This is a genomic window from Aliifodinibius sp. S!AR15-10, from assembly GCF_031569985.1.
Classification (GTDB): Bacteria; Bacteroidota; Rhodothermia; order Balneolales; family Balneolaceae; genus JAMQKA01.
In genome coordinates this window covers 1-14,428 of record NZ_JAMQKA010000068.1, presented here as the reverse complement: position 1 = coordinate 14,428, position 14,428 = coordinate 1, and the positions used below count along the sequence as shown (strand labels likewise).

Here is a 14,428-nt window from a genome sequence, read left to right as displayed (position 1 = left end):
CGAAGTTTCACAAAGAAAGCACGAAGGGACACAAAGGTCTTTTCTGTGGATCTCAGTGCCTACTTGTTTAACCTCAATAATGCAGTTGGCTGTTCAACAAATAGCAAATAACCAGTTACTACTACTCCACGTCGCCCATCAGCTTTTTGACGCCCGGACTGGCAAGCAGGGCCACGATGCCACCACCACCTACGATCATCGCTACGCTCCAGAAGAGGCTGCTCGGTGCCAGCGTTTCAAGCTGACCGGCAACCAATCCGGCAAAAAGATTACCCAGCGCTGCGGCCACAAACCATACGCCCATCATCTGGCTTACGCGGGATTTGGGAGCGAGTTTGGTCATGGATGAAAGTCCAACGGGAGAAAGAGCCAGTTCACCACACGTATGCAGGAAGTAGGTTACAACCAGCCAGGATACCGAGACCGGGGCATCCGGGCTCGCGTTGGCCGCACCCCAGGAGAGAACAAAGAAACCTGCTGCGAGACCCAGCAATCCCAAACCAAATTTTACCGGAATAGAGGGATTTTTATCCCTGGTGGCCAGCCAGGTCCACAGCCAACCGAAAATGGGGGCAAATATGACGATAAAAGTGGGATTAATAAGCTGCAGTGTGCTTGCGGGCGTCTCCCACCCGATGCCAACTTGGTGAAAAAGCCAATAAAGAAAGATCAAAATTCCTACCGATGATACCCCGATAACCCATTTAGCAAGCGACCAGAGATCGTCCCGCTTGAATACCCTATAAACGGTGTATCCCACCGGGAGTGCAATAATCAACGTAAGAAGCGCTGAACCGTATCCGCCGAGAAAGGAGCTGGGACCAAAGGTGCGATCCGTCAGATCCTGGGCAAAAAGGTTAAGCGATGAGCCTGCCTGCTCGAAACCACTCCAGAACAGGGCAGCAAGGATAAACAGCCAGAAAATGACTCCCAGCTTTTTCTGCTCCTCCTTGGTATGTCCACCGAAGAAAATTATATATCCAAAAAATGCGATCGTAATGACTACAGCCGCTGAACCGAGGTAACCTGCCAACGTCTCAAGCGATATCTGGATAGCCCCGGAGCTGGCCAGGAAACCGAAAATGACAATTATCGCTGCAATTGCGGATACAATGCCGTAAAAGCGTCGACTCCGTTTCTGGATCTGCTCCGGACTGTCTTCAATCTTAAGTTCGCCGGCATCCCCAAGAAACTTGCCCCCTATCTTGTAGGAAATCAGTCCAGCTACCATCCCGATGCCTGCAAGGGAAAAACCGTAGTGCCAGTTGTAGCCTTCTCCCAGCAGACCACAAAGCAGCGGCCCCAAAATAGCTCCAAAGTTGATACCCATATAAAAGATGGAAAAACCGGCATCCCGACGAGCCCCGCCTTCGGGATAGAGATCGCCCACCATGGAGCTGACATTCGGTTTCAACAGGCCGGTTCCGATGACGATCAGTGCCAAGCCAAGGTAGAAAAATGGAATAGTTGGAATGGCCATGCTGAAGTGACCGGATGCGATAATACAACCGCCCACAAATACCGCTTTTCGCTGGCCCCAGAGCTGATCTGCCACCCACCCGCCGGGCAGGGAAAGCACATACACAAAAAAGGTGTACAGCCCGTAAATCGCAGTGGCTTTACCAACACTAAAGCCGAGACCCGGGTTGTTTCCAATCGCCTCGGCTGTCATGAAAAGAACCAGGAGAGCCCGCATGCCGTAGTAGCTGAACCGCTCCCACAATTCAGTAAAGAATAATGTGGATAGTCCCCGGGGATGACCAAAAAAATCTTTCTTCTGAGAGGCTATCGTTGCTTCTGTTTGTCTATTAGCCATGTTAACTCACGAATTTTATTCTATTTGCTGTCCGACAGATATAAAAGAGTTGCCGTTTATGATAATTAAACCGCACCACCCACGCAAACAATGAATATTGAAACGGTAAAGAGCTATTGTAACTAACGGGGAAAAGTTACGTCTTTATACCTGTAATATTATTCTATTCTTATTTGATTAGATTAAGCTACCGATAGACTGGTTTTAAACATAGGTACCATCATGGAATTAATCTGGATAACACTTGGCATTTTATGCATCCTTGCCGGATTCTTTGGCTCTTTTCTGCCGGTAATCCCGGGGCCGCCCATTAGTTACGTGGGACTGCTTCTGTTGCAGTTGACAACGCCGATCCCCTTTAGCCTGCAGTTTCTGTTGATTTGGGCTGCTATTGTCGGGGGTATTATGATCCTCGATAATGTGATTCCGGTCTACGGGACCAAGAAGTTTGGGGGATCCGCCTTTGGAATTGCAGGAAGTGCTATAGGAATGGTTGTTGGGCTGTTTTTTTGCCCCTGTCGGTCTTGTAGCCGGCCCTGTCATCGGGGCCTTTATTGGGGAGTTGGTCTCAGGTAAAGAGGCCGACCATGCCATGAAATCGGCCTTTGGTTCGTTTGTGGGCTTTTTAGCGGGAACACTCCTTAAGGTGATTGCCGCCGTCATGATGGGCTACTACTTTTTCAATAATATTTAGTTCGTCAGCACAATCGTTGCAGGTGCTCAATATTCAAATTGATTCTGGTATTCCAGCCAGTTTAGAGATCAACACCATGCTGACCTGATCATCCAGGCCGTAACCTGTAGACAAAAGTTTTCGCCATTGTGGGTTCGGCCCATGTGGTCATGCAGGAACCAGCACGCCGCTCCATGCTGCTGCAATAACACCCGCGAACACGCCTCAGATATTCTTCCACCACTTTTATCTTGCAGTTAACATTTAATCCCAGAATATTATCTGAGGCGCGTTATGTATCTGATCGTAACTTCATACTACCATTAATCCTATTGGTTTATTCTTATGAGAAACAAACTAGAAAACTTTATTTTGATCGTTTGCACACTTGGGTTGTTAGCCTCCGGGTTTTCATCCGCCTTAGCACAGCAATCGGGAGAAGATTGGATTTCACTTTTTGACGGAAAAACACTTGAGGGCTGGAAAGCCAGCGAAAATCCTGAAACATTTTCTGTTGAGGAGGACAAAATTGTGGCTCACGGCCCGCGTGCCCATCTTTTCTATCAAGGTCCCGTGAGCAATCATGATTTTAAAAACTTTGAGTTCAGGGCAGATATTATGACCACGAAAGGCTCAAACTCTGGTATCTATTTTCATACCGCCTATCAAGAAACCGGGTGGCCATCCAATGGATACGAAGCCCAGGTCAACAATACCTATGAAAGTGATCCACGTAAAACGGCCAGTCTTTATGGGTATGATGACATCAACAAGGCCCCGGTGCCCGATAACGAGTGGTTCACCATGTACATCAAAGTGCAGGGAAAAAGGGTCACTATAAAAGTGAACGGTAAGACAATGGTAGAATATACCGAGCCAGAAAATGTAGACCGTGAAGGTGCCGTCTTGTCCAGCGGTACGTTTGCGCTGCAGGGGCACGACCCGGAAAGCCGTGTGTATTACAAAAACATTATGGTTAAACCATTGTAGGGGATTTAAAAACTGAATTGACCTGAGATAAAAAAGAGCACCCACTCATTATCGTAAATTAATTAGATTGAGTACGTGTTTATTCTCAGTAGTTTTTGATTAATAAATAATTCTCTTTAATAACTGGAATATATCCCTTTAAATAACTAAAATTATTAGACTTATATTCTTTCTGTATATAAGTCTCATTTCAGATGGCCATCCCTTGTTTGCGATCAAATCACAACGTTAGATAACATTGTAAAGGGAGGTTATTATGCCAACTTCACGCACCAGAGCAGAAGTAGAAAAAGAGATGAAAGAAATGTTGGGGCTAGTCCCCGGTTTCTTCAAGCAGATTCCAGACGCGTATTTTGACTATGAGTGGGAATTATTCAAAAGCCTTGAATTGGGAGAAACACTTATTCCCAATAAGTATAAAGAGCTAATGGGATTAGCGATCCATGCGGAGACCAAATGCCGCTATTGTACGCTGTTCCATACTGAAGCGGCTCGACTCCACGGCGCAACGGATGAGGAAATACAGGAAGCGGTTCATTTCGCCAAAATGTCGCTTGGGTGGAGTGCATACCTGAACGGCATGCAGCAGGACTACGATATGTTTGCAGAAGAACTGGAACGCATTGTAGACCACATCAAAGAACACGCACCCGCATAACAATGCACCTGGAACGCATCAGGCCTACAAAGTACAGGATTACGCTTCACAGCTATGAGCTGGCAGCCCTAATCTCAGCTGCGCGATGGATCACCGATGGAGCCGAGGGAGAACTTACCCGTGAGGCCACCGAGCAACTGAAAGATATACTGACTGCCTATGATACTGAATTGAAACGTATCAATAAGCCTGACCCAAACGAGCAGTCAACCTAATCAAAAGCCTAAAAAGGGACAGCCACGGTTGTCCCCTTTATATCAGCTGTTCTCGTCCTGCATATCTTTTTAAAAAAATCGGGTAAGCGTAAACGAATTTTTCTAATCACTGGTTATGTAACCCTAACTGAATTGTTCAACATTAAATAATTTCATGTTATGAGTTACCTCGATAAAATCAACGACATCTATGATCACATTGGGAACGGCACCGCAATGGAAGCGTTCGAAGAATATTATGCCGATGACATTGTGATGGTGCTGGAAGACGGGACAGAAGTGGAAGGTAAAGACACCAACCGGGAACGTGAAAATGAATTCTTTGGAAGCGTGGAAGAGTTTCACGGCCTGGAAGTGCAAGGTGTTACCTCAAATGAAGATACGGGCGTCACCAGCGTTGAATCCACCATGACAGTGACCTTCAAAGGCACCGATGATCCTGTCGATATTGAGCAGGTAGCCGTACAGCACTGGGACGGCGACGAAATTAGCCGCGAACGGTTTTACGGCACGCAAAACTAACTGCCGGAACCTATATCAACTTTGTCAAAGCCCTCCGGGAGGAGGGCTTTTTTAATTACGTCAGTTCGAGATAAAACCTGTCATTGCGAGGAATTAAGCGACCATCGGGATCCCGAAAACTTTCTTGAGGCAATCTCCCGGCAACTGAACAGAAAACGGACAGGGAGATCGCCACGTCGATCTCATCGTTAAGCTCAAAGGGGCAAAAAAGCCTCCTCGCGATGACAGTTACTATTTTGAGTTAGTCTTATCTCAGAAATAGATATTCGGATAACACGTGGTTAAATCTGCGAACTCTGCGCCATCTGCGGGAATAGTCAGCTCCCGCTGGTTACGCAGATACCTAGGATCGGTAAGGAAAGAGATACCCCTTCTCAAGTTACAGTGGTTTGATCCGGATATTTTTCCAGGCCACTTCGTACGGCCCTTCATTCCTGCTGATGGAGTGGACCTGCAACCCGATAAATCCCCGGGGATAGGACATGTAGCTCTCCTCATTCCAGAGATCTGTAATTTTTTGCCCGTTAATCCACACCTGGATGAGGGGGCCATCAGCCACCACACGATACTCGTTCCACTCCCCATCCTTGAATGCCTTGTGATAGGTGCGTTCGTCATCCGGTACCAGCCAACCGCTGGCCGCTTCCTCATAAATGTATCCTGCCTCAGGACTGCCGGTGCTGCTCGATTCAATCTCTACCTGGGGACCATTAACGCGTCCATATTCCGCATCACCTTCAGGCTCCCGGGTTTGGGAGCGAATTTGAACACCGGAATTGAGCTCATTGTCATGCAGCAACACCTCAAACCGCAGTTCAAAATCACCAAATTCATTAAACGTGCAGAGGAATGAGTTGGGACTTCCAGGAGTTGTAGTTCCGACAATCGCTCCATCTTCTACCCGGTATTTAGCTGTCCCGTTTTTCTGAATCCACCCATTCAGGGTCTCTCCGTCAAAAAGCGAGATCCAACCTGCCGAAGCCTCTTCTTTATTCCGCTCGCCAGGAGTAAATACAAAGGCACAAAATAGCACCAGTAATAATGAACCACTTATAAATTGCGCAATACGTTTAGTCATATACCTAGTCCGTTAGTTTTATGTTAGTTGGATAGAATTCGTATCCCTGATAAGAACTGAATCCCTATTAACGCTAGAAATTCTATCTTATATAAAAATAGAACTTATTTGACCTTCGCCCATTTTGCAAACCAGAGTTGACGGATAGATTAAAAGCAGAGTAAAGCACGTACAAAAATCTGAACCGGAATTTACAGGATTAGAGGATTTGCAGGATGTAATTTTTATATAAGAAATAATCCTGGAAATCATTCAATCTTGTAAATCCTGATTCAAATGGGGAATGTGAAATTGGATGATATTACATACAAGATAATCGGCCATCCACAAAGCCCCCTAACGATGAGAATTATTATTTCTGAGATGAGATATTGAACTGTTGGAGGTGTAATGATTGGGTTGAAAGTCAGAAGGAGGTGTAAAGGTAGGCCTAAGACTACACAACCGCCTGGGTGCTTTCCACTTTGGTAAGCGTGAAGCTGAATGTGGAGCCAACGTTTGGTGTACTCTCAATGAAAAATCGCTCTCCATGTGCTTCCATTATATGTTTTACGATAGCCAGGCCCAGACCGGTGCCGCCTTTTTCTCGCGACCGTGATTTATCCACGCGGAAGAACCGTTCGGTTACCCGGTCAATGTATTTCTGATCAATTCCGATGCCGGTATCTTTGACGTAGACTATCACCCGCTTTTCATCCTCGGTGTATGGTTTTATCCCCACCATAACCGAACCCCCCGGCTTATTGTATTTGATAGCATTCTCTATCAGGTTGATCAGCACCTGTTTGATCTGATTTCGGTCGGCCGTAACCAGCAGGTTCTTGTCAAAATCATCCACTGAAATTGATACATTCTCTTTTTTGGCCTTGTACTGCAGGCTCTCGGTCACATCCATGACCACCTCTCGCAGGTGAATATTGTGTACCTCGGATTTAAGCTCCCCGGTTTCGAGCTTTGAAATCTCCATCAAGTCTTTGGTGAGGAAAATCAGCCGGTTTACATTGCGCATCGCCTTTTTAAGGAACTGACGATTCACATCGGTATCGTCGATGGCACCGTTGAGCAGTGTTTCGATAAACCCCTGGATAGCGAAGATGGGCGTCTTCAGCTCATGGGAGATATCCCCGATAAACTCCTTGCGGTAGTTTTCAATGCGGTTCAGGCGCTGGATTTCCCGTTCTACGGTTTTACTGGCCCGGATCGACTGCTTAATCAGGTAATCGAGCTCATCGCGACCATCTGTACTCAGGTTCTCATAATCCTCAAACCGCTTTCTTGCAATATTTCGCGAGATATAGTTGAGCGTCTCCAGTCGGTCTGACTCCATCCTGTTGACCACAAAATAAATAACAGCCACTGCACAGATTGCCAAAAGAAGGGCCACAGATGTGGCGGAGAGCCACTCCATCTGCAGGTAATAGGCATTGATCAGCAAGTTGGCCACACCGATAAGAAGGCCAGAAAAAATAGCCACTCTAAACGCCAGGCGGGAGCTCCGGCTGAAAGGTTGTTTCCTCATTCTTTAAAGCGATATCCTACACCTTTAACGGTTTCAATATACTCATCACCGAGCTTTTCGCGAATCTTCCTAACGTGCACGTCCACCGTGCGATCAACGACATAGATATTGTCTCCCCACACGTGGTTAAGCAGGGTTTGGCGGTCCATCACTTTGCCTTTGCGACTTGCCAGGAAATATAACAGCTCAAACTCCTTACGCGGAAGGTGGAACTCCTCCTCTTCACCACGCGTCACAATGTAGCGATCTTTGTCGATGGTGATATCGTGGACATCCAGGCGATTAACCTCTTCTTCGGTTTCCTCAAACCGGCGCAGCACAGCTTTGATGCGAGAGATAAGCTTCGTTGTACTGATCGGCTTGGTGATATAATCGTCACCGCCCTTGTCAAGGCCCTCGACCTCCGTCTTTTCGTCGCCCCGGGCCGTCAGAAAAATGATGGGGATACGCTTCAGATCCTCATCTTCACGCATTACCTCTACCACTTCCAGCCCATCCATTTTCGGCATCATGATATCGAGCAGTACGAGGCTGGGCATATGCTGGCGGGCCACTTCAATGCCTTCTTCGCCGTCCTCAGCTTTCAGAACATCGAACCCCTCTTTTTTCAGGTTATATTCTATCAGATCCAGCAGATCCTGTTCATCATCGACTATGAGAATGGTTTGCTTGTCAGCCACTATGTCAAAATATCTATTAAGATTAAGGCAATAAAATAAGAAATATCCTATTGAATTTTACGCTCCAATAGTACGAAGCAACCAGCTCAATATAAAATAAGGGGGTGTTAAGTTATTGTTATCTATTGAAGTGACTTAAATACTGGTATTTCCAGGCATCCATCCCGGTCCCCCCAGCAAAACCAGTTGGCAACGTTAATGTTGGGGCACGCTGCAGCGTGCCCCAACAAGCTCTCCTTAAATTGAATAGGTCCTTTCCATTGCCATCTCCGTTCCGTTGGCTGTCCTCTGTGGTTTCAACGAAAGGCTGCCCTGCGGCTGAAGAACGCAGGCGCTCCGTGTCCAACGCCCTTTTGATGACCAATTTCCGAAACTGGGGTTGGGAGACCGTTCCATGCAGCAACTTCAGGTCGCCAGTGCAACTACCTCCCAACGGGTAATAGGTCTGCCAACGAGGCTGCCAGATCCTGCGGGATACAACCGGGTTCTCCTGGCTCCCTTACTTGTTGGTCGGGCTACCCTTTACCACCCAACGTTGCTAACCTTACGGCTCGAGCTCCCTGTCCTTATAACCCCAGGGTGTATGATAGGGCTTATCATGGTGTGTGATATACCATATCATTCGCTGCGATAAGGCATATCATAATGGGTGATATCTGCATATCAGACAGGCTGATAAGTAATATCACAACTCCTGACAGGTAATATCATACCGACCGACACTACTTATCATGGAATCTGATTGCTGGGATCAGACATCCTGAGCACCCTTTTCAGACAGCCGATAACTATAATAATAAGGGAGTTGTACCGTAAGGGTGGAGCGGGGGTACAGTAGGAGTTACAGTATTGTACTTTACAGATATGCGATGCACCTGGCACGGGAGGGCATCCCGTGTTAGCTCCCACAACTGGTTCAAGTTTGTATTGTAACTTGGACCAAGAAGTAGCTGACTGCTTGTAAGGCACAAGTTGCAAACTTGCGTCAGATAGGGGAATAAACAAAAGGGCAGCAACCAACATCCGGTTTCATCCCGTTGTCGTCATTTCGATCCCGAAGGCTATCGGGAAGAAATCTTTCCCGGTAAGGTCTCTTTTCTAAAAATAGCATTCACTACTGATCCAAGGTTGCAACTTGGACCAAAAAAAAGCAGTTGACAGCATATACGACATAAGTTGTAAACTTGCGCCAGATAGGGGCCTTTTTGAGATAATTCTGACCTGTAAAGCTATTGCACAAAGCGCCCCAAAGAAGACACCAAGTTTCGCAAAGTGAAAAAACTTTGTGGTCCTTTGTGCCTGCTTCGCGTATCTCTGTGTTATCTTTTAATTCCTAATTCTTAATTCCACTACCGGTTCAACATTGCGAGAGAAGCCTTTACCAGCTGCTGCAAGTCGTCAAACGACCCGTTATTGTTGGCCGCCGCAGTAACCGCTTTCTCGGCATCCCGCTTCTTGTAACCCAGGGATTCCAGCGCCGATACCGCCTCCTGCTTTAAATTCCCGGAGATGGCGCCTGCTCCATCTGTCGTTGTCTCGGGAAGACCCATCGACAGGTCTGCTATTTTGTCCTTCAGCTCGAGGATCATTCGCTCGGCCGTCTTTTTGCCAATGCCGGTAATCTGCTTGAGAGCATCGGTGTCCGACTGCGCCAGTGACGAAATAATTTGTGAAGCTGGCAGCCCGGAAAGGATCGTCAGCCCCAACTTGGGTCCCACACCCTTCACCGTTATCAGCAACTCGAATAGCTCCTTCTCATCCGCAGTAGCAAAACCGAACAGGCGCTGGTCATTATCGGTGATGTGATGGTAAACCAGCAATTTCACCTCGGTCTCCTCTTTGGGAAGCTGCTGGTAGGTTTGGGTTGAAATCTCGACTTCATAACCAACACCGTTGATATCGATGATGGCGGATTCCTGTTTTTTGGTTGCTAATAATCCTTTTAGATATGCTATCATAAACGTTCTTAAAATAGATTTCTATTGTAAGGCACAGTGCACAGTACCCCTTACATTTTAATATTTTTAAAATTAATCCCTTACCCGATCCGGATTCTTCTCCACAAAATCAGCCCAGCTCGACTTGCTGTGGTTTTGATGCTGCTTCTTTTTCCCTTTGGGGATTCCACTTGCAATACTGTTCATCTTCATCAGGTGGCACCACGCCACACCCAGGGCATCGGTGGCATCGTTGGAGAGGTCCTCCTTCGGCAACCGGACGGTCTTTTTCAACATAAACGCCACCTGCTGTTTGCTGGCGTTACCATTGCCGGTAATCGACTTCTTGACCTCTTTGGGGTAATACTCTGTGATCGGGATATCGTGATTGGCCCCGGCCAGCATGATGGCCGCCTGGGCGCGACCCAGTTTCAGCATCGCCAGTGGATCGACCCCATACACCGGCGTCTCTACGGCAAGGGACGTGGGATTGAATGACTTGATAAGCTTTGAAATGCGGTCATAGATCACCTTAAGTCGCTCCGAATGCTCGTCAATATCCGCCAGGCGGATGGTATCGCACCGCAGTGCCTTGAGCGTGCCATTTTCTTCCGTGAGTATCGCATAGCCGGTATTCCTTGAACCAGGATCAATACCTAAGATAATATCGGGCATAAGCTGTCACTGAAATGTTGAAATTAAATCTTCATTCAGTTCAATATAACAGAATGCTGACACCGAAACATAACGCAACCCCAGTTCTACATAAAAACTGTCATTGCAAGGGATTCAATGACCATCGGAAGAATGACCGTCGTAGCTCGGGATAACTTCCCGAGTTACCTTCGCGAGCATTCCGGGGCAATCTCTTGGAGGCTAAACAATAAATGGATCGCCGCGTCGACCTCAATGTTGTGCCGGCAGCTATAAACAAAGCCTCCTCGCGACAGTTATAGATTTTAGTAATTCTTACGATAAACTCAGGTTAACACAATAAAAAAGCCCCGATGCTAGATTGGCCGGGGCTTAGTGTAGAATTATCAAGGAAGAGATCTGCCGCAAGGGGATTTGGCAGATTTGAATGCTAATATATCACCTCATTGTTACCGAACTTTGAACTTGGTATTAAGGCTTTGTTAGGAATGCGGTATTGCATGTTACAATTTTCCAAAATCCTGCTCAGCCTTCAGCAGTAGTCGATGTGCCTCTACCCTGCCATATGCAGAGGCAAAATTGACGGCCCTGTTTCCGTAGTTGTTGGTAAGCAACGGGTTAGCACCGTGTTGCAGCAGTTGTTGTATAGTATGAGTATGACCATATTTGGCGGCAATCATCAGTGCAGTTGCCCCGGCTTCATTTTGTGCATTTACATCGATACCCTGGGAAAGAAGAAATGCCACAATAGCCCGGTCGCCGATTCGCGCGGCTTCCATCAGCGTGGTAAACCCATTGGCTTTAGCGGTGTGAACATCCGCCCCACTTATGACAAGGGTAGTCATCCTATCCATGTCAGCTTCCCGAATAGCACTGAATAGCTGTTTGTTTAGATCGACCTGTACTGGAACCATTGCAGGCAAGAAGGTTACTCCCATCAACAAAATTGTAACCGGATACAGACGTGGCTTTAAATAATCCATAGCTAACTCCCTGTTAAGTTTATATTTGAAGGTGGAAAATGCTACGGGAGTGTTTTAACGGAAGTTGCAGTAAAATCAACTTTTCCGAAGAAGAAAAGCACCTGAGCTAATGGTAAAAATGAAGGGGGGGCATTTTTTTAATGATGAAATCCGCCAGTGGTCGGAGACGATCCGCTGAACCGCGCGTATCTCAAACAAAAATGGTTTCTTTACGCGCCGGCTTCAGTCACTGTACCAACAAAAATTTCAAAGGCCGGAGAGAGGGATACCTTACAGGATGAATTTTTCTGAATCTCTTATCTCGTTCAGGTTATTAAATTAAATGAGCTATTGATGCCATAGAAGGATACATAACTAATCTTCTATATGGTAAAAAAAGGGTGCTACTCAAAAACCTCGAATGTTTCGATCCTGGAGAAGTAATCCCGGGCGGCCTCTTTGGCTTTGGGCGCCAGGATAAGGGCTGAAATCATGGTGGGGATCGCCATCAGGGCAAACATGCCGTCAATCAGGTTGATCACCGCATCGATGGAGGCAACCGTCCCGAAAATGATGGATACTACGTAAAAATAGTTGTACCAGTGTTGCCGTTCTGCCCCGATCAAAAATCCCAGGCACTTCGTCCCGTAGTATGAATAGGTCAGCATGGAACTGATAGAAAAGCAAACAACGCAGATCACCAGTAGATAAGTCCCCACTTCGGGAAGCGCTTCGTTGAAAGCGTTGAGGGTGAGCGTTACGCCATTGGCCTCAGTCGACTTCCAGACGCCGGTAACCAAAATGGCCAGCGCTGTCATGGTGCAGGTCAGAATCGTGTCAATGGAGGGCCCCAGCATGGCAACGAGTCCTTCACGTACCGGCTCCTTGGTTTTGGCAGCGCCGTGGGCCAGCTCTTCTGTCCCCAGCCCGGCCTCATTGGAAAATACCCCGCGCTGAATGCCGATTACAATGAGCGATCCAACCGCGCCGCCCATAACGGTTTTCCCGGTAAAGGCATCCGAAACGATGAGCCAGAGGTAATAGGGAATCTCCTGGATATGAACAGCCAGTATCGCCAGCACGCAGCAGACGTAGATCACGACCATCGTCGGCACCAGTCGCGAGGCTACTTTCCCTATTCTCGTAATCCCGCCAAAAATGACGATAGAGACCAGCACCACGAGCACGAGCCCCGTAATCAGGTCGCCTCCCATATGGGCATTCATTGTGACCCAGCCCTGGGGGATGTAGATGGTATCGCGCAGAATCTGTGTCAGCTGGTTGGCCTGGAAAATGGGCAGCGGGCCAAACATGCCGGCAATGGCAAAGAGCACGGCCAACGGTTTCCACTTCTTGCCAAGGCCCTCCATAATCACATACATCGGGCCGCCCTGGATATCTCCAGCCGAGTCGCGACCCCGGAAAAGGATCGCCAGCGTACAGGTAAAAAACTTGGTGGCCATACCCACAAAGGCACTGACCCACATCCAAAACAGTGCGCCCGGACCGCCCATAAAGATGGCAACCGCCACCCCACTGATATTCCCCATTCCCACGGTAGCTGCCAGGGCACTGGAAAGCGCCTCAAAATGTGAAATGTCGCCCGGATCATCCGGGTTGTCGTACCGGCCGCGTAGGATATGAAGGGCGTGCTTGAAATACTTGAAGGGGGCAAAGCGAGAATAGATCATGAAGAAGAGTCCACCGCCAACCAAAAGGATGACGAGCGGCATACCCCACATAAAGCTGGAAAAAGCGGCTAAAAATTCTTCTAAATATCTCAGAGTCGGAACCTCCTGCGAGAATTGAGTTACATCTTTCAAAAAGTAAGACCTAATCTAACAAAGCAGGCCAGAGATTGCTAATAGGAAAATCCTGAGTCCAGGTGCGACGCACTTCCCAAGTGCGTCGCACCTACTTATATGCTAATGATCCAGTTCTCTTGTGTAAAAAATAAAATCGGTGGCAGGTGGAGCGATTTCCGACAACCGAAGCAGCATAGCTATCTGTGAGCGATGATGCTGCCCGTGAATGATAAGATGGTGCATAATATCGGAGAGCATGGTCTCGAACTCCACGCCCTTGCTGTTTTGGTAGGAAATCAGCTGATCCAGCTCCTCATGCTCCTTCTCCAGCAGCTCCATCCAGCGCTGGTGGTTGGCTTCAATATGTGCACTACACTCCGATAGCTCAAGCTGGGGCCATATCTCCATGCCGGAGAGCTCTTCCCCCGTCACCCTGCGGTACCAGTGCTGGTGCGTACCGATGATGTGGTAAAACAGGCCGAGTGATTTTTCTCTTTTTTCAAATTCACTGTTCTTCTCCAAGGTATCCATAATGGTATGGTTAGCCCAGAAATCATAGTCAAATAGCTTGGTAAGTCGCTCTTGATCTGTCATTGTTGTCTAAATCTAATTGGGAGTAAAGTATTTAGCGGTTAGATTAGATGGCAAAGAACCAAGAAATATCTCTGTGTCATCCCGGATCTACGAAAGCTGTCGGAGATCTCGTGGTGGCACTAAGCGCTGATCTGTTGAGAGCCTATATCAAAGATAAAGGCTCTACCAGATCCTGAAAGAGATACTGAAACAAGTTCAGCACAATGGTTCAGGCTTTATGTTAAAAAAAGGGGACCATCCCCTGGATTCGTCTTACATTCTTTCCTGTAATCCTGTTTAACAAATCAGAGGAGGTCCTCATGTCTCGCCTGCAATCTACGAAACT

The 14,428-nt window shown here is 47.4% G+C and carries 15 protein-coding genes; 6 read left to right on the top strand and 9 right to left on the bottom strand.

Annotated elements, in window-relative coordinates:
- Positions 1 to 121 precede the first annotated feature (121 nt).
- Positions 122 to 1,816 carry a peptide MFS transporter gene (locus NC796_RS24685; RefSeq protein WP_310688492.1) on the bottom strand — a complete coding sequence of 565 codons (1,695 nt, stop codon included), beginning with the start codon at positions 1,814 to 1,816 and terminating at the stop codon, positions 122 to 124.
- Between the two features lie 222 nt (positions 1,817 to 2,038).
- Between NC796_RS24685 and NC796_RS24680 the strand changes: the two genes are divergently transcribed.
- The 6 genes from NC796_RS24680 to NC796_RS24655 all read left to right on the top strand — a co-directional run bounded on the left by NC796_RS24680 (position 2,039) and on the right by NC796_RS24655 (position 4,874).
- Entirely contained in the window at positions 2,039 to 2,392 is a 354-nt protein-coding gene (locus tag NC796_RS24680; protein ID WP_310688491.1) for a DUF456 domain-containing protein, read from the top strand.
- Entirely contained in the window at positions 2,310 to 2,510 is a 201-nt protein-coding gene (locus tag NC796_RS24675) for a DUF456 domain-containing protein (RefSeq protein WP_310688490.1), read from the top strand. The genes NC796_RS24680 and NC796_RS24675 overlap by 83 nt, the downstream gene beginning before the upstream one ends.
- Positions 2,511 to 2,834: 324 nt before the next feature.
- Complete coding sequence (locus NC796_RS24670; RefSeq protein ID WP_310688489.1) at positions 2,835 to 3,479, top strand: DUF1080 domain-containing protein; 645 nt, start codon at positions 2,835 to 2,837, stop codon at positions 3,477 to 3,479.
- Positions 3,480 to 3,735: 256 nt separating this feature from the next.
- On the top strand, positions 3,736 to 4,137 hold the full coding sequence (locus tag NC796_RS24665) for a carboxymuconolactone decarboxylase family protein (protein ID WP_310688488.1): 402 nt from the start codon (positions 3,736 to 3,738) through the stop codon (positions 4,135 to 4,137).
- Between the two features lie 2 nt (positions 4,138 to 4,139).
- Complete coding sequence (locus NC796_RS24660) at positions 4,140 to 4,352, top strand: hypothetical protein (protein WP_310688487.1); 213 nt, start codon at positions 4,140 to 4,142, stop codon at positions 4,350 to 4,352.
- 159 nt (positions 4,353 to 4,511) lie between these two features.
- The gene (locus NC796_RS24655) at positions 4,512 to 4,874 is read left to right on the top strand and encodes a nuclear transport factor 2 family protein (protein ID WP_310688486.1); all 363 of its coding nucleotides are present in this window, start codon (positions 4,512 to 4,514) and stop codon (positions 4,872 to 4,874) included.
- A gap of 379 nt (positions 4,875 to 5,253) precedes the next feature.
- On the opposite strand, the gene NC796_RS24650 is transcribed toward NC796_RS24655, so the two are convergent.
- The 8 genes from NC796_RS24650 to NC796_RS24615 form a co-directional block, all read right to left on the bottom strand.
- Positions 5,254 to 5,952: a DUF1080 domain-containing protein gene (locus NC796_RS24650; protein WP_310688485.1), complete on the bottom strand. Its 699-nt coding sequence runs from the start codon at positions 5,950 to 5,952 to the stop codon at positions 5,254 to 5,256.
- Between the two features lie 436 nt (positions 5,953 to 6,388).
- Positions 6,389 to 7,471 carry an ATP-binding protein gene (locus NC796_RS24645; protein WP_310688484.1) on the bottom strand — a complete coding sequence of 361 codons (1,083 nt, stop codon included), beginning with the start codon at positions 7,469 to 7,471 and terminating at the stop codon, positions 6,389 to 6,391.
- Positions 7,468 to 8,154 (bottom strand): response regulator transcription factor, encoded by a 687-nt coding sequence (locus NC796_RS24640; RefSeq protein ID WP_409070415.1) that lies wholly within the window; start codon positions 8,152 to 8,154, stop codon positions 7,468 to 7,470. Before NC796_RS24640 ends, NC796_RS24645 begins: the two co-directional genes overlap by 4 nt.
- A 1,346-nt stretch (positions 8,155 to 9,500) precedes the next feature.
- The gene (gene ruvA, locus NC796_RS24635; protein WP_310688482.1) at positions 9,501 to 10,109 is read right to left on the bottom strand and encodes a Holliday junction branch migration protein RuvA; all 609 of its coding nucleotides are present in this window, start codon (positions 10,107 to 10,109) and stop codon (positions 9,501 to 9,503) included.
- 72 nt (positions 10,110 to 10,181) lie between these two features.
- Positions 10,182 to 10,763, bottom strand: coding sequence for a crossover junction endodeoxyribonuclease RuvC (ruvC, locus tag NC796_RS24630; RefSeq protein WP_310688481.1), 582 nt, complete (start codon positions 10,761 to 10,763; stop codon positions 10,182 to 10,184).
- A 482-nt stretch (positions 10,764 to 11,245) separates the two neighbouring features.
- Complete coding sequence (locus NC796_RS24625; RefSeq protein WP_310688480.1) at positions 11,246 to 11,725, bottom strand: ankyrin repeat domain-containing protein; 480 nt, start codon at positions 11,723 to 11,725, stop codon at positions 11,246 to 11,248.
- 383 nt (positions 11,726 to 12,108) lie between these two features.
- The gene (locus NC796_RS24620; RefSeq protein ID WP_409070414.1) at positions 12,109 to 13,446 is read right to left on the bottom strand and encodes an alanine/glycine:cation symporter family protein; all 1,338 of its coding nucleotides are present in this window, start codon (positions 13,444 to 13,446) and stop codon (positions 12,109 to 12,111) included.
- A gap of 183 nt (positions 13,447 to 13,629) precedes the next feature.
- Entirely contained in the window at positions 13,630 to 14,103 is a 474-nt protein-coding gene (locus tag NC796_RS24615; RefSeq protein WP_310688478.1) for a DinB family protein, read from the bottom strand.
- Positions 14,104 to 14,428 lie beyond the last annotated feature (325 nt).